This is a genomic window from Bacteroides ilei (assembly GCF_900128495.1).
GTDB lineage: Bacteria > Bacteroidota > Bacteroidia > Bacteroidales > Bacteroidaceae > Phocaeicola > Phocaeicola ilei.
Genome location: NZ_LT635801.1, coordinates 2,951,443 through 2,977,070, shown reverse-complemented (window position 1 = coordinate 2,977,070; position 25,628 = coordinate 2,951,443). Strand labels below are relative to the sequence as shown.

Below are 25,628 nucleotides of genomic sequence, written 5' to 3'. Positions count from 1 at the left end.
ATCAGTAATTATTCTTTTTCACTTCAAAATAAGCCTGCGGATGAAGGCATGCAGGACAAATTTCAGGAGCTTCTGTACCTACATAGAGATAACCGCAATTACGGCATTGCCATACAATTTCCACATCTTTCTTAAAGACTTTTCCATCTTCTATATTCTTTACGAAAGCCAAATATCTCTCTTCATGTCCTTTTTCTGCTACAGCAATTTCACGGTACATTTTTGCAATGGCAGGAAATCCTTCCTCATCGGCAATATCAGCAAATTTAGGATAATCCATACTCCATTCTTCATTTTCTCCGGCAGCCGCAGCCTTCAAATTTTCTAGAGTAGTACCAATCACCCCGGCAGGATAACTAGCCGTGATTTCTACCATACCACCTTCCAACCATTTGAACATCCGTTTAGCATGCTCTTTCTCCTGATCGGCCGTTTCTGTAAAGATTGCTGAAATCTGTTCATAGCCTTCTTTCTTAGCTACACTTGCAAAATACGTATAACGGTTTCTAGCCTGTGACTCACCTGCAAATGAAATTGCCAGATTCTTTTCCGTTCTTGTTCCTTTTAAACTTTTTTCCATAATTGTCAGCTGTTATCGGGTTAAACATCGTAGTTTCTTTATTGATGTTACAAATATAATAATTAATTTGTATTTGCAATAATTACAATTATGTAATTAAGAATATTTAAAGAAATTGCTCTAACTATATTAATATAACCTTATTTATTATTATCATATCCATCAAATTATGTATTTTTGCACTTATTTTTATTATTTATAGGATTTTTATTAATATGAAAGGATTGGAATTCAGGCCCAAACTAGTCACTACATTAAAAAACTACACTAAAGCAGACTTCATGACCGACTTAATGGCCGGTATTATTGTAGGTATTGTAGCACTTCCATTAGCAATTGCTTTTGGAATCGCTTCCGGAGTAAGTCCGGAAAAAGGTATTATCACAGCTATCATAGCAGGTTTTATCATTTCATTTTTAGGAGGAAGTAAGGTCCAGATAGGTGGACCTACCGGAGCTTTTATCGTAATTATCTACGGTATAATCCAACAATATGGCATAGACGGACTAATGGTTGCAACTATGATGGCAGGAATTCTTCTTGTATTATTGGGAGTATTCAAACTGGGTACCATCATTAAATTTATTCCTTATCCTATCATTATAGGATTCACTAGCGGTATCGCTGTCACAATTTTTACCACGCAGATAGCAGATATATTCGGCCTTCAATTCAATGGAGAAAAAATACCTGGTGACTTTATCGGAAAATGGATTCTTTATTTCCATCATTTCGATACGGTCAATTGGTGGAATGCCATTGTAAGCCTAGCCAGTATCCTTATCATTGCTATAACCCCTAAATTTTCCAAGAAAATTCCAGGTTCGCTGGTAGCCATTATCCTGGTAACCCTTGCTGTCTATCTTATGAAAGAATATGGCGGAATTACCAGCATCGATACTATAGGTGACCGTTTCAGAATCAAATCACAATTACCGGAAGCAACTGTTCCAGCACTTGATTGGGAAGCAATCAAGAATCTGTTCCCTGTAGCAATTACCATTGCAGTACTGGGAGCTATAGAATCCTTACTTTCAGCGACAGTTGCCGATGGTGTAATAGGCGACCGTCACGATTCAAATACTGAATTGATAGCACAAGGAATAGCTAATTTCGTTTCTCCTATTTTTGGAGGAATTCCTGCAACAGGTGCTATCGCACGTACTATGACCAATATCAACAATGGTGGAAAATCACCGATAGCAGGTATTGTTCATGCAGTAGTGTTATTACTCATACTTCTATTTCTGATGCCGCTGGCACAATACATTCCAATGGCATGCCTAGCAGGTGTATTGGTAATCGTATCGTACAATATGAGTGGATGGAGGGTTTTCAAAGGACTATTGAACAACCCTAAATCAGATGTAGTTGTATTGCTTATGACTTTTTTCCTTACTGTCATATTCGACCTTACTGTAGCCATTGAAGTGGGACTGGTTATAGCTTGCGTATTGTTCATGAAACGTGTCATGGAAACTACAGAAATCTCTGTTATTACAGATGAAATAGATCCGAATAAAGAATCGGATATGGAAGTACATGAAGAACATCTTATTGTACCTAAAGGTGTGGAAGTATATGAAATAAACGGACCTTATTTTTTTGGCATAGCTACCAAATTCGAAGAAATAATGGCAAGCCTAGGCGACCGCCCAAAAATCAGAATCATCCGGATGCGGAAAGTTCCTTTCATTGATTCTACTGGAATCCATAACCTGACCACCCTATGTCAGATGTCACAAAAAGAAGGTATTCATATTATCCTTTCCGGAGTAAATGAAAAAGTACACGCAGTACTTGAAAAATCTGGATTCTACGAGTTGTTAGGTAAAGAAAATATTTGTAGCAATATCAATGCTGCACTTGAAGTAGCCAACAAAGAAATAACTGAGCTGACAAAGAAATAATAACAAATAATACTCCTCATTATCATGTTATTGATAATGAGGAGTATATATAAATCAATAGGAAGCACTGGCATCCAATCCAGCATCTTTCAATAATCCGACAATACGATCCAACTCTTCATGAGTCGCTTTCTTCAAAGAATGATCTGGAGTTTCCCTGTCAATGGTATAGATCATGACTTTTTGTGGAGCTATCTGTTTTACCACTTCCAGCCATGGTAAGACATATTTATCGGAAGTGTTATCAACATCTTCACCCTCATCGGTCTTTCCTTTCATGAACATAGTCTGAATTATCAGTTTTCCTTTAAAAGCCTTCAAACCTTCTATTATTTTTTCAACATCATAAGCTCCTGTAGGTCTGTCCACTTTCCGGATATAATCAATATCTACCGTATCCAACTTCAATATATTGTTATCCACCTTGTTCAAAGCATCAAAAACATCAGGCTTATGGATAAAAGTGGAATTACTCAACACACTTACTTTAGCCTGAGGAAAATACATGTCGCGCAATTTCAAAGTATCTTCTATAATACCTGCAAAATCAGGATGTGACGTAGGTTCTCCATTACCCGCAAAAGTCAATACATCCGGAACAGGACCATTGTCACGCATATCAGACAAACGTTTCTCCAAAGCCTTACGTACCTCTTCACGGGAAGGCAATTTACTATGGGCACGATGATCCTTGTTATATCCACATTCACAATAAATACAATCAAAGGTACATACCTTTCCATCTCCAGGCAATAGGTTTATACCCAACGAAACTCCTAAACGACGGCTGTGTATAGGACCGAAAATAGGAGAAGCATAGATAATTGTTGACATAAACTATATTTTATTTAGTACACCAGCAAATGTACACAATAAATCCGTTTACCATTTTAGTTTTAACTGTAATTGTAAATCCAACTTATTATTTCCATCTATTTCTTCCAAACCAGTCCCTATTTTATTTCTATCCGTATAATGTGTCCATCCTAACTTTGTGTGAACAGACAGTTTATCTTTCCACTCATAGACTAAATTGAAAGAATGCCGGCTTCCTTTTCCATAAAAAGAATACATTGAAAACGAATACAATATCCCTGGTTCATACATATAAATCTTTGAACTGGTATCATCAGTAGAAAACCAGGCGGATGAAAAAGCTAATTTCAACGGAAAAGAAGGAATATCCATCTTTACTGATTCCGATATATAAAATCCAGAACTTTTATCCAAACCATAAAAACCGGTACGGATATATTCCAAAGAAGTTTTTAAAGACAACCATGAATTCATATCATATAAAAACTGACTATGAAGACGATGACGCAAATTGGCCAAAACATATTTTTTCCCGTCATCCGACTGAAAGTTCAACGGTTTATTCTTACAATTGTATTTAATTAACATAGTCAGTGAATTTATAGGTGAATAATCTATCCGTACCGAAGTATCGAAACCAGTAGTATGAACATGATCCACTCTATATTTCAAATATGGAAAATGAAATAAATCTATGTAACCTGATAATTTTATTTTCGATAATATACTGGATTCCAATCCTAAATAAAATCCTAATTCGTTCTGCATCCTTGAATTCTCACCAAAAGCATTTCCATATAAGGTCTGATATTTCACATCATAATATCTGTTCATAAAAATAATTCTATTATTAACATCTGGTGAATAACTTATAATATGAAGCATAGATAACTTGCCACATTTATCAATAGCGGCTTCACCCGAAAATGTAAACCTATTCAGAAAAAACTTATAGAATCCTCCTACATTAAAAAAACTCTTACCTCTAGGGTAATACTTATTATACGGACAAAAATCAGGATTCAACATCTTGTTGAATTTATTATAAACAGCTGTTAATCCATATTCAACAAATTTTCCGTTATATGTTAAATTACATCCTATCAGATGGTTACTTAACATATTCTTTTTTTCCATATCTTTTTTTAATCTATGAAAACCATCTGTTTTTAACGTCTTTATAAACATATCTTCAGCATTGCCATCCATTTTTCTATAAGAATAGAAAGCAGACATATCCCATCTTTTACTCAATCTATATGTTACTCCAAGACCTTGCAAGTAATTATACTCGTCTGTAGAAGCATGTTTGGAAAACCCTTTACCAAAACGGATGTTATTTCCTATTCCACTTTTTCCTAACGAAAAATTATTCATATTCATGACCAGACCATAACCGAAACTGGCTTTATAGTTACCTATCACCAACGTTTTTAAATTAGCAACATTCTGTAACATCATATAAAATCCATAATAATCATATCCTTTTTTATTATGGCCAGTAAAAAACGGTTCACCGGAATCTTTTTCAGCCGTTATACCAACAAAAAGCTGCTGTCCATACTGGAACTTATACCGTATATTATGATATACAGGATTACCCATATATTTTTTGTTAGGACTTTCTTCCAGAACTGTCTTACTATAATCCGCATATCCCGCTTTCTGATTAAAAGGTACATCTACCCTTGTGACCAGTTCCTGTTTGTTATATTTCATAATATCTTTAATATCCAGTCTGTTACGCTGTTTACCGGAATCTCCTATGTATATAAAGTTCTGAAGTATGTCTCTTGTCTGCCAATCCATCCCTTCCACCCCCAACAACTCTTTTTCCGACAACAAAGGACCATACTTATATACATAATAAAGAATATTTTCTATCAGTTGATCCGACAGAAAAGGAAGTTGTTCCAGCTCTTCTTTAGTTATAGTATTAATATTGAACGGATGTTCTGCCAGCTCAGATAATTCTTCGTACTGTTGTTCCAGTTCCGAGAGATTTTCATCATTCTCTATATTTACTTCCAAATTCTTCCAAACAAGTTGAGCTTGTATGGATATAACAAAACAACTCTTTAATATACAACAAATTAACAATCTTTTAAACATTTTATTCACTACCTTATAACATCAAATCATACGTTAATTTTTCGTATAATCCGATATCCGATTATTATTATGTTTATTTTTGCGGCATATGAAGACCAACGTATATATAATCCTGTTCACACTACTTTCCGTTACATGCATTAACGGAATAAAAGCACAGAGGAACAATGTTACACAAGTATTCGGAGGATATAAAGTCCCGGTCTGTGTGTATCAAGGAGATACTATACCTTCTATAACGCTAAAAAACATATATATTTACCCAAAACTCAGATTTAAAAACAAAAGACAGGAACGTTATTACAATAAACTTGTACGTGACGTAAAGAAAACGCTTCCCTTAGCTAAAGAAATAAAGAATGCTGTATTGGAAACCTATGAATATATGGAGACTCTTCCAAATACAAAAGCAAGGGAAAAGCATATGAAAATGGTTGAAAAAGGACTTAAACAACAATACACCGCCCGAATGAAAAAACTGACCTTTTCACAGGGTAAACTATTGATAAAACTTGTAAACCGGGAATGTAACCAATCGTCTTATGAATTGGTAAGAGCATTTATGGGACCGTTGAAAGCTGGATTTTACCAAGCTTTTGCGGCATTGTTCGGGGCCAGCCTGAAAAAAGAATATCACCCGGAAGATGATGACAAACTTGTGGAAAGGGTTGTTACACTTGTAGAAAATGGTCAGCTATAGAACTGTAAATAAATCATTTAACAATATCAGAAAATTATGTTAATAAAAAACATTGATATTAACATGTTCATTTCTTTATCATTCTATTAGCGAATTCCCAAAGTACAATTCCTGCAGTAACAGATACATTCAACGAATGTTTGGTTCCATATTGAGGTATTTCAATGCAGCCGTCACACATATCAACAACTTCCTGTTGGACTCCTTTCACTTCATTCCCCATAACTATAGCATAACTTTTTGCCGGATCAAGCTGTAATTCATCTAACATAGTACTACCTTTACACTGCTCAATGGCAAATACTGTATACCCGCCATCATGCAACTCATTTACAGCATCTTGTGCCTTTTTACAATATTTCCAGTCGACAGTATATTCCGCCCCCAAAGCTGTTTTGTGCATTTCCGGATGAGGAGGAGTAGCTGTAATACCACATAAATAAATACGATTTATAAGAAATGCATCCGAAGTACGGAATACCGCCCCTATATTATGAAGACTACGTACTTCATCAAGTACCACAACCAGAGGAAGCTTTCTCGCTTCCTTGAATTCTTCCACGGTAAGACGGTTCATTTCCGTTACTTTCAGTTTTTTCAGTTCCGACATAGGGCAGTTTTCTTTATTCTGTGCACAAAGATAAAAACTATATTGATAACCCAGTTCATAACCGTTGAAAAGGTGTATAAAATGAAGAAAAAGAAAATGAAAAGTTCTTCTTGCTTTATCCGGATAAAGCACTATATGATACAGAAAACAAACATTCCAAAAATATTCAAGAGAAGTTTAAGAAATGGTTTAAACATATTTTTTAGCATAAAAAATGAATTGAATCACTGGAAAGTTTTTAACTTTGCCACATATAAACAAAGTGTTAATAGAATAAGTAAAGCTTATATTTTCAATATATAAGCCTGTTAATGTCTTTCTAATATCTCCAATACAAACATTAATAACCGAAAAAACAAAAAAACGTTATAAGTTTTACTAACACTATTAACCGACTATTATAACTATCATAAATTTCTTTCTAAAAAAGAAAAAATATATTTTTATTAATGATGAACAGAAGTGAATGGTTGGCAAAGGGATTTGTTGACGAACCGGTAGACAAGACCCTTGATTTGAAAGCAGAGATAAAGAAATTGTGTAAAGAAAAGAATGCAGTTATTCTCGGACATTTTTATCAGTCGGATGAAATCCAGGAAATAGCGGATTTTATAGGCGATAGTCTGGCTTTGGCCCAATGGGCATCAAAAACCGATGCCGACATCATTGTAATGTGTGGAGTACATTTCATGGGTGAAACGGCTAAAATACTTTGTCCTGACAAGAAAGTGTTGATTCCCGATCTGAATGCCGGCTGTTCTTTGGCCGATAGTTGTCCGGCAGATGAATTTACTGAATTCGTCAAAGCTCATCCTGGATATACAGTGATTTCATATGTGAATACAAGTGCGGCTGTCAAGGCGGTTACCGATGTAGTAGTAACTTCAACCAATGCCAAGCAGATTGTAGAAAGCTTTCCTGTTGATGAAAAGATTATTTTTGGTCCCGACCGTAACCTGGGTAATTATATAAATTCCATAACCGGGCGGAATATGTTGTTATGGAACGGTGCCTGTCATGTTCATGAAAAATTTTCTGTAGAGAAAATCATAGAGTTGAAGAAACAGTATCCTGATGCGGCTGTTCTGGTTCATCCGGAATGTAAAGGTGCTGTAGCCAAGTTGGCCGATAAGGTGGGTTCTACTGCCGGTCTGTTGAAATACGCTATTTCCAGTGAAAAGAAAACGTTTATTGTAGCTACTGAAAGTGGTATATTATATGAAATGCGTAATAAATGCCCGGAAAAGACATTTATTCCTGCTCCTCCAGAAGATAGTACTTGTGCATGTAATGAATGTAATTTCATGCGTTTGAACACTTTGGAGAAGCTGTATAATACATTGAAATATGAATGGCCGGAAGTGAATGTAGAAAAATCGGTTGCGGAAAAAGCCGTCAGACCGATTCAGAAGATGCTTGATATATCAGCTAAGTTAGGTTTGTAAGTAATTTCGGAAAAACTATGTTGTTAATATGTTTTTAGAGTTTTATTCTAAGTTATTAAAATGTGTTATACAACATAGTTTTTTCATTTAAAAATTTGCATAATACAATAAAGTCCGTACCTTTGTACCGTGTTTTTCATAGTATTAGATTTAAGGTTAACAAAGGTTGGAGTACAGCGGTACTCCTTTTTTTATGTCTATATTCAAGCTTTAGTACATAATAAGTTTTGTTTTTAGTTATCTGGACATAGCCTGATTAATTTTAATCTAACGAGTTGTCTTTTGTTAGATTATATGATATTACAAGGATTGTGTATTATATTATAGGTTTTACAAAATTATTATTGCTTATGTTTGTGAATAAAAAGTTAAACCTGTAATGACTATGAACAAATTTATATTGTCTGTTTTGTTATTATGTTGTCCGTTGGTTTTTAAAGCCCAATCCGGAAGTGTCTCGGGATTGGATAAAGCAAAATTTAGTAAGTATTGGAAAATCGAGTCAGAATCTCCCGATTATAAGGTATCCTTTTCAGGTGATACCTGTGAGATTGTTTCTCCTAAAGGACTTACGTTATGGAGAAAAGAAAAGATGTCGGGTAATATCACTATCGAATACGATGCCTGTGTGGCGGTAGAAGGAAGGGAGGGAGACCGTTTGAGTGATTTGAACTGTTTCTGGATGGCGTCCGATTCGAAATATCCTACTATTTGGGACAGAGAAAAATGGCGTAGCGGAGTTTTCTTGAATTGTTATACTTTGCAGCTTTACTATATGGGATATGGAGGCAACCATAATTCTACTACCCGTTTTCGTCGTTACGATGGAAATGAAGCAGGTGTAAAGGATGCCAAGGCACGTCCGGCTATCTTGAAGGAATATAAAGATCCGGAACATCTTTTGAAGGCAAACAAGTGGTACCATATAAAAATCCAGAACCAGGGTAATAAAGTGAGGTATTATATAGATGGAGAATTGCTGGTCGATTTTAATGATCCTCGTCCGTTGACGTCCGGATGGTTTGGATTCAGGACTACATGGTCGCGTACAAAAATTACGAATTTCCGTTATTCACAACAGGATGTTGATAATACAGTTTCTTTACATTGGATTGGAAATGTGCCTTCCCAAGATTGTGCTGTAAGTTTTGGGGTGCCTTTCAGACAAGGGGAAGTAAAACCTGAAACGCAGCTTCTGTTGAAAACAGAACAAGGTACTCAGTTGGCTTCCGATACTTGGGCAACAGCCTATTGGCCTGATGGTTCCGTTAAATGGGCGGGGGTTGCCGCCGTGATTCCTGCCAATACGGATAAGCTGGCTTTAATACCTTTCAAGAAGAAAAAAATGAAAAAGACATCTTCTGCTTTACAAGTGGAAGAAACTGCCGGTCAGTTGAAAATTTCGACCGGAATTATTACGGCCTATATTCCGCGTTCGGGTAGAGTTGTATTGGACAGCCTGTTTTACGATAAGACAAAAGTAGGTGGTAAGGCCGATCTTGTCCTTTCTGTACAGGACAGACCTTTCAGTGAAAATATGGATGAAATTCATATAGATCATTATCAGAGCATGATAAAAAATGTATCAGTAGAGCGTGTCGGGAATGTTCGTGCTTTGGTAAAGATAGAAGGTACACATAAGGATGTTTCCGGTAGGGAATGGTTACCTTTTGTGTTGAGAATGTATTTTTATGCTGGAAGTGATCAGGTGAAGATGATACATTCTTTTATATATGACGGTAATCAGGATAAGGACTTTATCCGTTCGTTAGGTATCCGTTTCCAGGTTCCTATGCGTGAAGCGTTGTATAACCGGCATGTTGCGTTTGCCTGTGCCGACGGCGGTGTTTGGAGTGAACCGGTACAGCCGTTGGTGGGACGAAGGGTATTGGCCTTAGGTAACGACAATACGTTGCAACAGCAGCAGATGAAGGGGCAACGTATTCCCGGATATGAAGAGTTTGATGAAAAGAACCGTAATTTGATTGACCATTGGGCATCGTGGGATAATTTCCGTTTGTCGCAACTTACAGATAATTCATTCACTGTCCGTAAACGGGCTACAAACGATAGTCCATGGATCGGCACTTATAGCGGTACCCGTTCTGAAGGATATGTTTTTGCCGGTGATGTCACTGGAGGTATAGGAGTATGTCTGCAGGATTTCTGGCAATCTTATCCTTCTACATTGGAAGTACAGAATGCCCGTTCGGATGAAGCTTCTTTGATTGTATGGCTCTGGAGTCCGGAATCGGAAGCGATGGATTTACGTCATTATGATAAAGTGGCTCACGATTTGAATGCCAGTTATGAAGATGTACAGGAAGGCATGAGTACTCCTTATGGTATTGCCCGTACCAGTACATTGGTTCTGGTTCCTCAAAATGCGTATCCTGGTAAGTCGGGGATTTCTTCTACGGCAAAACTTTTATCTCAAGCGGCTCCATTGATGTGTACTCCACGTTATTTACATGATTGTAAGGCATTTGGTATATGGTCGTTACCTAATAGGACAAACGATGCCTGCTCTATGGTCGAAAATCGTCTGGACAGCTATATAGACTTCTATAAGAAAGCTGTCGAGCAGAACAAATGGTACGGATTTTGGAATTATGGTGATGTAATGCATGCCTATGATCCGATACGTCATACTTGGAGATATGATATAGGAGGTTTTGCCTGGGATAATACGGAGTTGGCTTCGAACATGTGGCTATGGTATAATTTCCTGCGTACAGGGAGGGCCGATATATGGAAAATGGCTGAGGCTATGACACGTCATACCACTGAAGTGGATGTATATCATATAGGTCCGAATGCCGGATTGGGAAGCCGGCACAATGTAAGTCATTGGGGATGCGGAGCCAAAGAGGCACGGATCAGTCAGGCTGCCTGGAACCGTTTTTATTATTATCTCACCACCGATGAACGTACTGGTGATCTGATGACTGAAGTGAAAGATGCAGAACAGAAGCTTTATACACTCGATCCTATGCGTTTGGCCGAACCTAGGAGTAAGTTCCCGTGTTCTGCTCCTGCACGTCTGCGTATCGGACCCGACTGGTTATCGTATGCGGGCAATTGGATGACAGAATGGGAGCGTACCCGGAATACGGTGTATCGTGACAAGATTATAGCCGGTATGGAAAGTATAGCTGCATTGCCAAATGGTTTTTTTACCGGTAACAAAGCTTTAGGTTTCGATCCGGCTACCGGAGTACTGACTTATGAAGGTGATCCTAGTTTAAAGAATACCAATCATCTGATGACTATTATGGGAGGATTTGAAATCATGAATGAAATGCAGTCAATGATACATATTCCTGCCTTCGATAAGGCATGGTTGGAACATGCGCGTGATTACCGGAACTACAGTAATTTCCGTATAGGACGTCTGGCTGCATATGCAGCATGGCAGCTGTATGATCCGAAACTGGCTTCTGAAGCTTGGGATGCTTTGTGGAAACGTAACCGGGAAATGAAGATTGACCGGATTCTTCCTCCTGAAGTTCCGTCTCCATTGGATGAATGTGAACGTATTAGCACCAATGAAGCTGCTTTATGGAGTTTGGATGCTATTTTTATGCAGGAAGTGATACCTCAATAAAATGCTATAGGGATTATGAACAGGTTTATTTTGTCGATGGTTTTATACATGGGAACAAACTGTATGGCTTTTGCGCAGTTTGGAACTTATACGGCTTCTGAAATGCAGTCGTATATAGATAAAGAAACAGGAGTTGAAATAACGGTGTTGACAGATACTGCCAGAAATGACCGTTTTTTGTATCAGACAGATCCGATGTGGACCTCTGATGGAAAATATTTATTGTTCCGTTCTTCGTCCAGAGGGAATGACAAGGAAATGGAACGTAGGTTACCCGATGGTAAGGTACGTAAGTTCAGGCCTACCCAGATTTACTTTATAGAGATGGAGACGGGGAAGATAATTCAGGCAACAGAAGGACCGGACCTAGGAAATGCTTTCCTAGCAAATAAGGACAACCGTATGTTTATGAATCATAATGAAAATGGTAATTGGAATATGTATGTACTTGATCTGGATCGTTTCTTTCATGATGTACATATGGGAAAAGTAAAAAGACAGTTTGATTATGAGACATTTGTAGGTACTTTTCCAAAAGATATGGGACGCCCGGGAGGATATGCCGTAAGTTGTGACGATGAATACGCCTATATTGCGGTAGAACGTGAAGGTACGGAAGAAGAAAAGAAGAGGATGGAAGAAAATGCTTTCAAGCCTCAAGATAACCAGCCGGTTAAGATAAAACCTTCTTTAGGAGGAATACGGAAAATGAATCTGAAGACAGGCGAAGTTACAAAAGTGGTAGATGTTGAATTCAAGGTAGGACATGTACAGGCAAGTCGTTTTGTTCCGGATGAAATTTTGTTCTGTAATGAAACGGGAGGGGATGCACATCAACGTATGTGGTATTGTAAAGCTGACGGATCTGGTTTCAAACCTTTATATAAGGAAACCCCGTTGGATTGGGTGACGCATGAAACTTTTGCTACCAGAGATTATGTATACTTTAATGTATTGGGTTTCCAGCCCCGTTTACGTAAGCAGGCCAGTGGTATTTTCCGTATCAATCTCCGTACTGACGATGTAGAGGTTATCGGACAGGTTGAGATGGAGAAAGACCGTCGTGCCATTGAAGGCCAGTTGATAGGACGTGGTTTCTGGCATTGCAATGCCAGCCGTGACAATTATTGGGCGGCCGGTGATACATTCGGAGGAAACGTGTGGATTATCAATGTCGCTACGGGTGAACGGCATCGGATAGCCTCTGATACAAAGATGAAACCCGACCATGCACATCCAAGTTTCAGTCCCGACGGTAACAGACTGCTTTTTCAATCGGGACATTTTACCGGTGGAAAGAGACTTAATCTGATGATGGTAGATATTTCCTCTTTCAGGAAGTGAAACAGGATATTTTATACAAAAATCAAGGAAGCGGGTATAAAAATCTATACGGTGGAATCTATAAAGATGTATATTTGCTTCTGTAAATGAAAAACATAGGTTGGACTTTAAATTTTTGAAATGCACAAGCTTAGATTTTTGTTAACGTTATTTCTTTGTTTCTTTTTTTATGGAATTGTGTTTGCCGGTACGGAAGAAGAGTTGTCATATCCGATGAGTGATGGTTCGGGTACATTGAAACTTGGTATTGTTACAGGGAATACCAGCCGCTGGTTGACAGAAAAAGACAATCTGTTGAGGCAAGATAAAATTTCGGTACGCTGCGTTTCTCTCAGTAAAACCAGAGGATTGATTATTGAAGTGGAAAATAAGGATCTTCCGGAAAATACCCGGTTGGGATTTGTTTTTGGAGGATATGACAGCCCGAAGCCCGATAAGGTAATAGTTCCTGAAACTTGTATAGACAATATATTTAACGTGGAAGGTACTCATGTTACTGTCTATCATGGAAAGTCGGGTGCATTGAAAGTGACCCAACTGGTAGTGCCTGTAGGTGCTGAGATGCGTTTGAGTAATGGCCGGATAATGAGTACTCCGTTGGAAGTCTTTGAATCCGGTAAACGTACTGATGCTCCTGTTCTAGCCGGTATATGTACGTTACGGAAAGGTGAAAAGCTCTATTTCTGTGTATATAAGCAGAACCGTGAAGCTGATTATGCCGATTTTATGTTACCCGATCTGTTTAAACAAGAAAATGAAAAGCAATGAATAAGTTGGTATCTGTTATTTTGTCTGTTTGTCTGTTTGTTCTTATTGGCAGTTCATCTCTCCAAGCAAAAATATACAATGTCAAAGATTTCGGGGCGGAAGGAAATGGTAAACAGATTGACTCCTATGCTATCAATAAAGCTATAGAACAAGCTTCTTCCGAAGGTGGTGGTACCGTTTATATTCCGGCAGGTGAGTATGCCTGTTATTCTATCCGTCTGGCCAGTCATATCCATCTTTATCTGGAACAGGGAGCTTCTATTGTGGGAGCTTTCCCAACAGCAGATGAAGGTTATGATGTGGCCGAACCTAATGAATATAATGCTTATCAGGATTTCGGACACAGCCATTGGAAGAATTCGTTGATCTGGGGCATCGGTTTGGATAATATCACCATCAGTGGTCCGGGTATGATTTACGGTAAAGGTCTTACCCGGGAAGCCAGCCGGCGTGCCGGTATGGGAAACAAGGCCATCAGTCTGAAAGAATGTACCAATGTTACTTTAAAGGATTTTTCTATGTTGCAAGGTGGGCATTTTGCTTTGCTGGCAACCGGAGTGGAGAATCTGACCATAGATAATCTGAAAGTGGATACTAACCGTGATGGTTTTGATATTGACTGTTGTAAGAACGTGCGCATCAGTAAATGTAGTGTCAATGCACCTTGGGATGACGCGATTGTATTGAAAGCCTCCTATGCACTTGGGTATTTCAAGGATACCGAAAATGTTACTATTTCCGACTGTTATGTAAGCGGTTATGACCGTGGAACTATGATCGATGCTTCTTGGGGATTGGATGAGCCTCAGGCTCCCGACCATGATTTCCGTACGGGCCGTATCAAGTTCGGTACGGAATCAAGCGGTGGATTCAGGAATGTTGCCATTACCAACTGTATTTTCGAGCATTGCCGGGGGTTGGCTTTGGAAACGGTCGACGGCGGTAAGCTGGAAGATGTGGTAATCAGTAACATTACAATGCGTGATATTGTAAACTCGGCTATATTTTTACGTCTGGGTGCCCGTCTGCGTAGTCCGGAGGGTACTCCGGTAGGAGCGTTGAGGCGTATCCGTATCAGCCATATCAATGCCTATAATGTAGATTCCAGTTTTTCTTCCATTATCAGTGGAATACCAGACGGAATTATTGAAGATGTAAGTTTTGATGACATTCATCTCTATTATAAGGGAGGCTTTACGGCCGAAGACGGTAAAATCATTGTCCCCGAAAAAGAGAAGGGTTATCCCGAACCGGCTCTGTTTGGAACTATTATGCCGGCTAAAGGTTTCTTTGTACGTCATGCAAGGAATATCTCATTCAACAATATCTATTTTTATTATGAAAAACCAGACGGACGTCCGCTTTTTGTAACTGATGATGTCCGTAATATCCGTTTTCAGAATATTTATGTCGACGGTGAACAGGAGTTTGTGGAAAATATAAAATAATCAGGAAAAGATATGAAAACACACAGGAAATGGTTGATGGCGTTGGTGGCATGTAGTGTAGGCATTGCCGGTTGGGCACAGACCAGTTATGATTTTACAAAATTACAGCGTGATAAATTAGGTCGTGGAGTAGTTGCTGTGAGAGAAGATGCGGGTAATGTTGCACTTTCATGGAGATATCTTTCATCTGATCCGATGGAAACGACATTCAATATTTACCGTGACGGGAAAAAGATAGCTGAGGTTCCGTCTGGAACGGGAACGTTTTATAAAGATTCCTATCAAGGGAATGGAGCGGTTGTCTATACAGTGAAGGCTGTAGTGGATGGAGTCGAAAAAGGAATTGAAGGCAGTTATACTTTACCACAGAATGCTCCGGAAGGTTATATTGATATTCCGTTGGACCGTCCTGCAGACAGTGTTACTCCGTCGGGTGAAAAGTATTCCTATTCGCCGAACGATGCTTCGGTAGGTGATGTAGACGGTGACGGTAATTATGAGATTATATTGAAATGGGATCCGTCGAATGCACACGACAATTCGCATGACGGTTATACTGGTAATGTTTATATAGACTGTTACCGCCTTACCGGAGAAAAGTTATGGAGAATCGACCTGGGAAAAAATATACGTGCCGGTGCACATTATACTCAGTTTATGGTATATGATCTTGACGGTGACGGTAAGTCGGAAATCGTAATGAAGACAGCCGACGGGACAATCGACGGAAAGGGTAATGTGATAGGTGATGCTGCTGCCGATAACCGTGAAACCGGAAAACCTCTGACTGATATGGAAAAGAAGAGACTGGAGGAGCGCTTTAAGGATAGCAATGCTCCCCGCCGGAGAAGGATTCCGACTGTTCCCCGTAACCAGGGACGTATACTTAAAGGTAATGAATATCTTACCGTTTTCAGTGGATTGACAGGAGAAGCTTTGGCTACTGTCGATTATATACCTCCGCGTGGCGAACTGAAAAAATGGGGAGACGACCGTGCCAACCGTGCCGACCGTTTCCTGGCCTGTGTGGCTTATCTGGATGGAGTACATCCTAGTGTAGTGATGTGCAGAGGGTACTATACCTGGACCGTTCTGGCTGCTTTCGACTGGAATGGGAAGGAACTGACAAACCGTTGGGTATTCGACAGTGATAATGAAGGTTGCAAGGATTTTGCCGGACAAGGTAATCACAATCTTCGTGTAGCTGATGTAGACGGTGACGGGTGTGATGAAATAGTTTATGGTTCGTGTACTATTGACAATACCGGTGAAGGATTATATACCACTCGTTTAGGACATGGTGATGCCATGCATCTCACTCAGTTTGATCCAGAAAAACCTGAATTGCAGGTTTGGGCCTGCCATGAAAACAAGAAGGACGGATCTACTTTCCGTGATGCACGGACTGGAAAAATTTTATTTCAGTTACCGGATAAATCGGATGTAGGCCGTTGTATGGCAGCTGATATAGACCCTATGAGTCCGGGTGTGGAAATGTGGTCGCTGGCATCAGGGGGAATCCGTAATTTTAAAGGAGAGCTTGTTGCCGATGGACGGATTCCTGGTTTGTCTTATAATATGGCGGTATGGTGGGATGGTGATTTGTCGCGTGAACTGTTGGACAGAAACCGTATAAGCAAATACGATTGGGAGAATAAGAGCTGTCATGTGATTAAGACCTTCAACGGATGTGAGTCAAATAACGGTACAAAATCAAATCCTTCTTTGCAGGGAGACATTATCGGCGACTGGCGTGAAGAGGTTTTGTTACGTACTGCCGATAACAGTTCGTTACGTCTGTATGTAAGTACTATACCGACCGAATACCGTTTCCATACATTTCTGGAAGATCCGGTGTACCGTATCAGTATAGCTACAGAAAATGTGGCCTATAACCAACCTACCCAACCGGGATTTTATTTCGGTTCTGATTTGAAAGGTATTTTTAGAGGTTATAAGTTCAGTGAAAAATAAAAAATATAGATTTATGAATAAATATGTATTGAATGTAGCTTTATTGGCTTTCCTTTCTTTAGGAGTATCGGCCAATGCTCAGAAAAAAAAGGAAGTGGTCAATGATTCCAATACACCGCTTCATCTTTTACAGCCAGATTATAAGGTGGGTTATGGTGTAACGTCGGTCGAGGAAATCAAGAAAGATATGGATAGGGTATTGAAATATCTGGAAGAAAACACTCCGGCTCGGGTTGTGGACCAACGTACAGGAAAAGTGATTACCGATTATGCGGGGATGGATACCAATGCCCAGCTTGAACGCGGTGCTTTCCGTCTGGCAAGTTACGAATGGGGTGTGACTTATTCTGCTATGCTGGCAGCTGCTGATGCTACAGGCGATGAAGCTTATAGGAAATATGTATATGACCGGTTTAATTTTCTCGCCGAAGTAGCTCCATATTTCAAGCAGGTATATGAGAAATATGGTACAACCGATCCACAGATGTTGCAGATACTTACCCCTCATGCATTGGATGATGCCGGTGCTGTATGTGCTGCCATGATGAAGGCACAGATGAAAGACAAGAATCTGAAGCTCCAGGCCTTGATAGATAATTATTTTAACTTTATCATGTATAAGGAATATCGTCTGGCCGACGGTACATTTGCACGTAACCGTCCTTATCACAATACTTTGTGGCTCGATGATATGTTTATGGGGATTCCGGCAGTAGCTTTGATGGGAAGATATGCTTCCGATAACCAACAGAAATATTATCAGGAAGCGGTAAGACAGGTACTTCAGTTTGCCGGACGTATGTTTGTTCCTGAAAAGGGATTGTTCCGTCACGGATGGGTGGAAGGAATGAAAGACCATCCGGCTTTCCATTGGGGGCGTGCCAACGGATGGGCTATCCTCACCATGTGTGAAGTATTGGATGTATTGCCGGAAAACAATCCGGACAGAGAAAAGATAATCGGATTGCTTCAGGCTCATGTACGTGGATTGGCGGCTTGTCAGAGCAAGGACGGTTTCTGGCATCAGTTGCTAGACAGAAATGATTCTTATCTGGAAACGTCGGCTACTGCCATATATGTATATTGTATGGCTCATGCCATCAACAAGGGATGGATTGATGCCATGGCCTATGGACCGGTAGTACAGTTGGGATGGCATGCCGTTGCATCTGCCATCAATGCACAAGGACAGGTGGAAGGGACTTGCGTAGGTACCGGTATGGGGTATGATCCTTCTTTTTATTATTATCGCCCGGTAAATGTATATGCAGCCCACGGTTACGGTCCGGTTATCTGGGCAGGTGCCGAAATGATTAACCTGTTGAAGAACCAGCATCCTCGCATGAACGATAGTGCCGTTCATTTCTATCCGACGGAGCAACAGACCAAGAATCCTATCTTTTTTTATTCCGAACCGGGTAATCCGAGGGAGTTTGTAGCTGGTGTAAGCCGTATCAATGAAAAAACTCCGGTTGTGTTTTTGATAGGTGATTCTACGGTTAAATGTGGAAACGGTGACGGTAGCGATGGAAAATGGGGGTGGGGAAGCTTTTTCCAGAATTATTTCGATACATCCCGTATTACTGTAGAAAACTGTGCTTTAGGTGGTACAAGCAGCCGTACTTATGGAAATATCGGATTATGGGACCGTGTGCTTCCAGCCATCAGAAAAGGTGATTATGTTTTGATTGATTTTGGCCATAATGATGGAGGACCTTTGAATACCGGCCGTGCAAGAGCTTCGTTGAAAGGAACAGGCGATGAAACCCAGAAGGTCGTTATGGAACGTGACGGCAGTACAGAAGAAGTACATACTTTCGGTTATTACATCCGTCAGTATATCCGTCAGGCAAAAGCCAGGGGGGCAAATGTGATTGTGCTTTCACACACTCCGGGCAACCGTTGGACAGGCAACAAGATGAACCGTTGTGACCAGACTTACGGCAAATGGTCGGAAGAGGTAGCCAGACAGGAAAATGTACCGTTTATCGATCTGAATGATCGTACGGCCGTTAAGTTTGAGACTATGGGGAAAGACAAAGCTGCATCCTATTATGCAGACTCTGTACACAATACACAGGAAGGAGCTGTATTGAATGCAGAATCTGTGGTTGAAGGAATCCGAGCTTTGGATAATTGTAGTCTGAAAGATTATCTGAAATAATTGTTAGTGTAAATATAGTTATAGGTAGAGGCCGTCTCCCGATTTTTGAGGGGACGGCTTTTTTTATGCCTGCTGTTAAAGAATTGGACACTACTGTCCATAAATCATACACTTTATATTTCTATGTGAATTTATATCTATTTGATTGTCAATGATTTATAATTTGTGGCACGGTCTTTGCCATGTTGTTGATGAAAAAAAGTAAAACTTAAAACTTAAACGATATGAAGACTTTGAGTATAAAAAGAATGGCAAGTGTATGTGTAATGATGTTAGTGGGAATTATGGCAATGGCCGCTACTCCCAAGAAAATCTATAATGATCAGATGACAGACGATGGTAATGTTGCAGTCCGTGAAATCTGTGTGATGACCTCCGAAGGCTATAAGCCTTCATTGCGTATAGAAATGAAATATGGTAAAGATAATAACATGGTAACCAAGGATCTTTACACATGGAATCTTTCGGATAATAATTGGAAACTTACTAAAAGTTATTTTTATATGGGTGATAGTGTAAGGTTGGTTACTTATAACACAAAAGGAAATATTGCAGCCGATCAGGTATTCTATACAACAGTTGATTCGCACAATCATAAATAAACTAACATAAGCTTTCTCTCGCTTAAATGTGTACAGGTATGTCTAAGTGATTAGATATGCCTGTACTTTTTTTATGTCCTTTCGATTTCTATTCTTGTTTTTTTCTGTTTTTCAAACGCCTTGTTGTATTGTTTGAAAGATGCGTTCATTTTCCGTAAAAGATGAAGTCGTTTTGTGTATGATTCCAAGTTGAATTTTGCAGAAGATGAAGGTGTTTTCAGGAAATTCCAGGTTCTATTTCGCACGCCCGTGCGCATTGCGCATGCGTGCGCCCGAATAAGAGTATGTGTACCCGGTAAAGGCCCCTTCAGTCCTTCCGGAAAAATCTTCCTCCCTATATTCTTGTTCTCCAGCGTGTTACAATCCGGTTACAGAAAAAGCGGAAAAATTTTTCGGCGTGAGGCTTGCGGAATTCCGAAAAGTGCGTACCTTTGCAACCGCTTTCGAGAGAGAACGCGGTAAAGATGCAAATCTGAGATTGACACAGTGTAAGCGGAGAGCGGACGTAAGGCGCTGCACCGAGTATCTTACCTTGCATGGAGGCAAGGGAGCGAGAAAGGATAAGCCCGGAATCCGCGGCCTGAATTTCCATTGTTGTTTACATACAATGGAGACGCGCTGAAAAATTTTTCCGAAAAAATCTTCGAAAAAATTTGGATGTTAGAAAAATCCGCCTTACCTTTGCAACCGCTTTCGAAAAGGAAGCAGGATCTTTGAAAGACTTTAGATAAACAAACAAGATGTAGTACAAGAAGGTCATGACCCCTTTGGGGTTGTGATTGAATGAAAGAACCGTCAATACTTTATAATAATAAGGTAAAGAAATCGGCATCCTGGACAGAGCAAAACAAGGTACATGCCTTCGGGTATGTGTCTGAAAAAGATATTCTACAATGAAGAGTTTGATCCTGGCTCAGGATGAACGCTAGCTACAGGCTTAACACATGCAAGTCGAGGGGCAGCGGGATTGAAGCTTGCTTCAATTGCCGGCGACCGGCGCACGGGTGAGTAACGCGTATCCAACCTTCCGCATACTCGGGAATAGCCTTTCGAAAGAAAGATTAATGCCCGATGGTATCCTAAATGCACATGCGAGTAGGATTAAAGATTCATCGGTATGCGATGGGGATGCGTTCCATTAGATGGTTGGCGGGGTAACGGCCCACCAAGTCGACGATGGATAGGGGTTCTGAGAGGAAGGTCCCCCACATTGGAACTGAGACACGGTCCAAACTCCTACGGGAGGCAGCAGTGAGGAATATTGGTCAATGGGCGAGAGCCTGAACCAGCCAAGTAGCGTGAAGGATGAAGGTCCTACGGATTGTAAACTTCTTTTATACGGGGATAAAGTGACCTACGTGTAGGTCATTGCAGGTACCGTATGAATAAGCATCGGCTAACTCCGTGCCAGCAGCCGCGGTAATACGGAGGATGCGAGCGTTATCCGGATTTATTGGGTTTAAAGGGAGCGTAGACGGGTCGTTAAGTCAGCTGTGAAAGTTTGGGGCTCAACCTTAAAATTGCAGTTGATACTGGCGTCCTTGAGTACGGTTGAGGCAGGCGGAATTCGTGGTGTAGCGGTGAAATGCATAGATATCACGAAGAACCCCGATTGCGAAGGCAGCCTGCTAACCCGCCACTGACGTTGATGCTCGAAAGTGTGGGTATCAAACAGGATTAGATACCCTGGTAGTCCACACGGTAAACGATGGATACTCGCTGTTGGCGATACACTGTCAGCGGCTTAGCGAAAGCGTTAAGTATCCCACCTGGGGAGTACGCCGGCAACGGTGAAACTCAAAGGAATTGACGGGGGCCCGCACAAGCGGAGGAACATGTGGTTTAATTCGATGATACGCGAGGAACCTTACCCGGGCTTGAATTGCAGACGAATTATGAGGAAACTTGTAAGCCGCAAGGCGTCTGTGAAGGTGCTGCATGGTTGTCGTCAGCTCGTGCCGTGAGGTGTCGGCTTAAGTGCCATAACGAGCGCAACCCTTGTCGCCGGTTACTATCAGGTGAAGCTGAGGACTCCGGCGAGACTGCCATCGTAAGATGTGAGGAAGGTGGGGATGACGTCAAATCAGCACGGCCCTTACGTCCGGGGCTACACACGTGTTACAATGGGGGGTACAGAAGGCCGCTACCCGGCGACGGGATGCCAATCTCCAAAGCCCCTCTCAGTTCGGACTGGAGTCTGCAACCCGACTCCACGAAGCTGGATTCGCTAGTAATCGCGCATCAGCCACGGCGCGGTGAATACGTTCCCGGGCCTTGTACACACCGCCCGTCAAGCCATGAAAGCCGGGGGTACCTGAAGTGCGTAACCGCGAGGAGCGCCCTAGGGTAAAACCGGTAATTGGGGCTAAGTCGTAACAAGGTAGCCGTACCGGAAGGTGCGGCTGGAACACCTCCTTTCTGGAGCGATGCCGACACCGGTTCTTTCCCTTGTACTGCAGGGTTTGTTTATTTGATATACAAGAGGATGAGGGAGGCTGGAGGCCGGCCCGCAAACGGTTCAAGCCCGTGATTCTCTCCACAAGAATAGGTCTATGACATGATGTAACAAGCAAAAAGTAATTTTCAGTACAGAGCTGAAAGTATATGTCATCCCACTCCGCTAAAAGGCGGAAGTGTGAACGTGATAAGGAAAGTAGAGAAGGGCGCATGGCGGATGCCTTGGCTCTCGGAGGCGAAGAAGGACGTGATAAGCTGCGAAAAGCTGCGGGGAGGTGCAAATAACCCTTGATCCGCGGATCTCCGAATGGGACAACCCGATACCTTGAAGAGGTATCATCCATCTTGTGATGGAGGCTAACGCAGGGAACTGAAACATCTTAGTACCTGCAGGAAAAGAAAATAAGAATGATTCCCCCAGTAGTGGCGAGCGAACGGGGAAGAGCCCAAACCCCGGATGTTACGGCATCCGGGGGGTTGTAGGACCGCGACGTTGCAAGCAATCTCGTGAATGGAACTGTTTGGAAAATCAGACCGTAGACGGTGAGAGTCCGGTACATGAAGCGAGACGAAGCATAGCGGTATCCTGAGTAGCGCGGGACACGAGGAATCCTGCGTGAATCCGCCGGGACCATCCGGCAAGGCTAAATACTCCCGAGAGACCGATAGCGAACCAGTACCGTGAGGGAAAGGTGAAAAGCACTTCGAACAGAAGAGTGAAAGAGTACCTGAAACCGTGCGCCTACAAGCGGTCGGAGCTTCTTTATGAAGTGACGGCGTGCCTTTTGCATAATGAACCTACGAGTTACCGTGTCTGGCAAGGTTAAGGGGCATGAGTCCCGGAGCCGAAGCGAAAGCGAGTCTGAATAGGGCGTCGAGTCAGATGCGGTAGACGCGAAACCAAGTGATCTACCCTTGGCCAGGATGAAGTCTGGGTAACACCAGATGGAGGTCCGCACCAATAAGCGTTGAAAAGCTTCTGGATGAGCTGAGGGTAGGAGTGAAAGGCCAATCAAACTTGGAGATAGCTCGTACTCCCCGAAATGCATTTAGGTGCAGCCTCATGAATTACTGCTGCGAGGTAGAGCGACTGATAAGATGCGAGGGCTTCACCGCCTATCAAGTCTTGACAAACTCCGAATGCGCATCAGTTCGATCATGGGAGTGAGGGCATGGGTGCTAAGGTCCGTGCCCGAGAGGAGAACAATCCTGACCACCGGCTAAGGCCCCGAAATGACAGCTAAGTTAAACTAACGAAGTCTGATTGCTAAGACAGCTAGGATGTTGGCTTGGAAGCAGCCATTCATTTAAAGAGTGCGTAACAGCTCACTAGTCGAGGAATCGGGCGTGGATAATAATCGGGTATGAAGTTGTCTGCCGAAGCCGTGGGATATGCAAGTATCGGTAGGGGAGCATTCCATTCGGCGTTGAAGGCGCACCGTGAGGTGTTCTGGAGCGTATGGAAAAGCAAATGTAGGTATAAGTAACGATAAAGGGGGCGGGAAACCCCCTCGCCGAAAGACTAAGGTTTCCTGATCAACGCTAATCGGATCAGGGTAAGTCGGGACCTAAGGCTCAGCCGAACGGCGAGGCCGATGGCAGAAACGGTCAAGATTCCGTTACTACCTTACAGGGTGACGTGGAGACGCAGAAGTGGCACTGCCGCGGGCTGACGGAATAGCCCGTTGAAGAGTGTAGGCGCAGATTCCCGCAGGCAAATCCGTGGGGAGAGCCGACCTTGAGAGTACACCAATTCCTCCGGGATGCGGTGACAGCGCAGGTAAGCAGACTGCCGAGAAAATCCGCTAAACATAACCTGTAAGGTACCCGTACCGCAAACGGACACACGTAGTCGGGTTGAATATACTAAGGCGCTTGAGTGAATCACGGTTAAGGAACTAGGCAAACTGACCCTGTAACTTCGGGATAAAGGGTCCCTCCTCGCAAGAGAGGGCGCAGAGAATAGGTCCAGGCAACTGTTTAACAAAAACACAGGGCTGTGCGAATATGAAAGTAGAAGTATACAGCCTGACACCTGCCCGGTGCTGGAAGGTTAAGAGGAGACGTCATCGCAAGAGAAGCGTTGAATTGAAGCCCCAGTAAACGGCGGCCGTAACTATAACGGTCCTAAGGTAGCGAAATTCCTTGTCGGGTAAGTTCCGACCTGCACGAATGGTGTAATGATCCGGACGCTGTCTCAACCGTGAGCTCAGTGAAATTGTAGTATCGGTGAAGATGCCGATTACCCGCGATGGGACGAAAAGACCCCGTGAACCTTTACTATAGCTTAGCATTGGATTTGGGCACGCGATGTGTAGGATAGGTCGGAGGCTGAGAGACGGGCACGCCAGTGTCCGTGGAGCCGCTGTTGAAATACGACCCTTCGTTTGTTTGAGTTCTAACTCCTGAATGGAGGACATTGCTTGGTGGGTAGTTTGACTGGGGTGGTCGCCTCCAAAAGCGTAACGGAGGCTTCTAAAGGTGCCCTCAGGACGATCGGTAACCGTCCGCAGAGTGTAATGGCATAAGGGCGCTTGACTGGGAGACAGACAGGTCGAGCAGGTAGGAAACTAGAGCATAGTGATCCGGTGTTTCCGAATGGAAGGGACATCGCTCAAAGGATAAAAGGTACTCCGGGGATAACAGGCTGATCCCTCCCAAGAGCTCATATCGACGGAGTGGTTTGGCACCTCGATGTCGGCTCGTCACATCCTGGGGCTGGAGAAGGTCCCAAGGGTTGGGCTGTTCGCCCATTAAAGTGGCACGCGAGCTGGGTTCAGAACGTCGTGAGACAGTTCGGTCTCTATCTATCGTGGGCGTATGAAATTTGCGTGGCTCTGACACTAGTACGAGAGGACCGTGTTGGACCGACCTCTGGTTTACCGGTTGTGCCGCCAGGTGCATCGCCGGGTATCCAAGTCGGGATCGGATAAGCGCTGAAAGCATCTAAGTGCGAAGCCGGCCACAAGATTAGATTTCTCAGGGTCGTCAAAGACGATGACGTCGATAGGATGCAGGTGTAAAGGTGGAGACACCAAAGCCGAGCATTACTAATTGCCCGTATTCTTTCCTTGTCCCCCCCCCAAGAGGG

The 25,628-nt window shown here is 42.0% G+C and carries 14 protein-coding genes, 2 rRNA genes and 1 pseudogene; 13 read left to right on the top strand and 4 right to left on the bottom strand.

Features of this window, described 5'->3' with window-relative positions; translation table 11 throughout:
• Position 1 precedes the first annotated feature (1 nt).
• Positions 2 to 580: a rubrerythrin gene (rbr, locus tag BQ7489_RS12645; protein ID WP_072531292.1), complete on the bottom strand. Its 579-nt coding sequence runs from the start codon at positions 578 to 580 to the stop codon at positions 2 to 4.
• 215 nt (positions 581 to 795) lie between these two features.
• Here rbr and BQ7489_RS12640 point away from each other — a divergent pair, with 215 nt between their 5' ends.
• Positions 796 to 2,490 carry a SulP family inorganic anion transporter gene (locus BQ7489_RS12640; protein WP_072531291.1) on the top strand — a complete coding sequence of 565 codons (1,695 nt, stop codon included), beginning with the start codon at positions 796 to 798 and terminating at the stop codon, positions 2,488 to 2,490.
• 54 nt (positions 2,491 to 2,544) lie between these two features.
• Here BQ7489_RS12640 and BQ7489_RS12635 read toward each other — a convergent pair whose 3' ends face one another.
• The gene (locus BQ7489_RS12635; RefSeq protein WP_072531290.1) at positions 2,545 to 3,324 is read right to left on the bottom strand and encodes a radical SAM protein; all 780 of its coding nucleotides are present in this window, start codon (positions 3,322 to 3,324) and stop codon (positions 2,545 to 2,547) included.
• A 48-nt stretch (positions 3,325 to 3,372) separates the two neighbouring features.
• Positions 3,373 to 5,418 carry a helix-hairpin-helix domain-containing protein gene (locus BQ7489_RS12630; protein WP_072531289.1) on the bottom strand — a complete coding sequence of 682 codons (2,046 nt, stop codon included), beginning with the start codon at positions 5,416 to 5,418 and terminating at the stop codon, positions 3,373 to 3,375.
• Positions 5,419 to 5,506: 88 nt separating this feature from the next.
• Here BQ7489_RS12630 and BQ7489_RS12625 point away from each other — a divergent pair, with 88 nt between their 5' ends.
• On the top strand, positions 5,507 to 6,118 hold the full coding sequence (locus BQ7489_RS12625; RefSeq protein ID WP_083580602.1) for a DUF4294 domain-containing protein: 612 nt from the start codon (positions 5,507 to 5,509) through the stop codon (positions 6,116 to 6,118).
• Between the two features lie 67 nt (positions 6,119 to 6,185).
• On the opposite strand, the gene BQ7489_RS12620 is transcribed toward BQ7489_RS12625, so the two are convergent.
• Positions 6,186 to 6,719 (bottom strand): RNA methyltransferase, encoded by a 534-nt coding sequence (locus tag BQ7489_RS12620; protein ID WP_072532183.1) that lies wholly within the window; start codon positions 6,717 to 6,719, stop codon positions 6,186 to 6,188.
• 461 nt (positions 6,720 to 7,180) lie between these two features.
• On the opposite strand from BQ7489_RS12620, the gene nadA reads away from it, so the two are divergent.
• The 11 genes and pseudogenes from nadA to BQ7489_RS12560 all read left to right on the top strand — a co-directional run bounded on the left by nadA (position 7,181) and on the right by BQ7489_RS12560 (position 25,611).
• Positions 7,181 to 8,173: a quinolinate synthase NadA gene (nadA, locus tag BQ7489_RS12610; protein WP_072532182.1), complete on the top strand. Its 993-nt coding sequence runs from the start codon at positions 7,181 to 7,183 to the stop codon at positions 8,171 to 8,173.
• Positions 8,174 to 8,558: 385 nt separating this feature from the next.
• Positions 8,559 to 11,780, top strand: a complete 3,222-nt coding sequence (locus BQ7489_RS12605; protein ID WP_072532181.1) for an exo-rhamnogalacturonan lyase family protein — start codon at positions 8,559 to 8,561, stop codon at positions 11,778 to 11,780.
• Positions 11,781 to 11,795: 15 nt separating this feature from the next.
• Entirely contained in the window at positions 11,796 to 13,124 is a 1,329-nt protein-coding gene (locus BQ7489_RS12600; RefSeq protein WP_072531287.1) for an oligogalacturonate lyase family protein, read from the top strand.
• Positions 13,125 to 13,262: 138 nt separating this feature from the next.
• Complete coding sequence (locus BQ7489_RS12595; protein WP_239496953.1) at positions 13,263 to 13,892, top strand: DUF4450 domain-containing protein; 630 nt, start codon at positions 13,263 to 13,265, stop codon at positions 13,890 to 13,892.
• Complete coding sequence (locus BQ7489_RS12590) at positions 13,889 to 15,340, top strand: rhamnogalacturonidase (RefSeq protein WP_072531285.1); 1,452 nt, start codon at positions 13,889 to 13,891, stop codon at positions 15,338 to 15,340. The genes BQ7489_RS12595 and BQ7489_RS12590 overlap by 4 nt, the downstream gene beginning before the upstream one ends.
• 12 nt (positions 15,341 to 15,352) lie before the next feature.
• Positions 15,353 to 17,314 (top strand): rhamnogalacturonan lyase, encoded by a 1,962-nt coding sequence (locus tag BQ7489_RS12585; RefSeq protein ID WP_072531284.1) that lies wholly within the window; start codon positions 15,353 to 15,355, stop codon positions 17,312 to 17,314.
• Positions 17,315 to 17,327: 13 nt separating this feature from the next.
• Positions 17,328 to 18,716 (top strand): annotated as a pseudogene (locus BQ7489_RS17820) (glycoside hydrolase family 88/105 protein); the annotation flags it as partial.
• Positions 18,717 to 18,788: 72 nt separating this feature from the next.
• Entirely contained in the window at positions 18,789 to 19,478 is a 690-nt protein-coding gene (locus BQ7489_RS17815; RefSeq protein WP_239496995.1) for a rhamnogalacturonan acetylesterase, read from the top strand.
• A gap of 224 nt (positions 19,479 to 19,702) precedes the next feature.
• Positions 19,703 to 20,080: a DUF3836 domain-containing protein gene (locus BQ7489_RS12575; RefSeq protein WP_072531282.1), complete on the top strand. Its 378-nt coding sequence runs from the start codon at positions 19,703 to 19,705 to the stop codon at positions 20,078 to 20,080.
• 890 nt (positions 20,081 to 20,970) lie between these two features.
• Positions 20,971 to 22,498, top strand: a 16S ribosomal RNA gene (locus BQ7489_RS12565).
• Between the two features lie 229 nt (positions 22,499 to 22,727).
• Positions 22,728 to 25,611: ribosomal RNA gene (locus tag BQ7489_RS12560) — 23S ribosomal RNA — on the top strand.
• Together the 16S and 23S rRNA genes form the textbook arrangement of a ribosomal RNA operon.
• Positions 25,612 to 25,628: the final 17 nt, after the last annotated feature.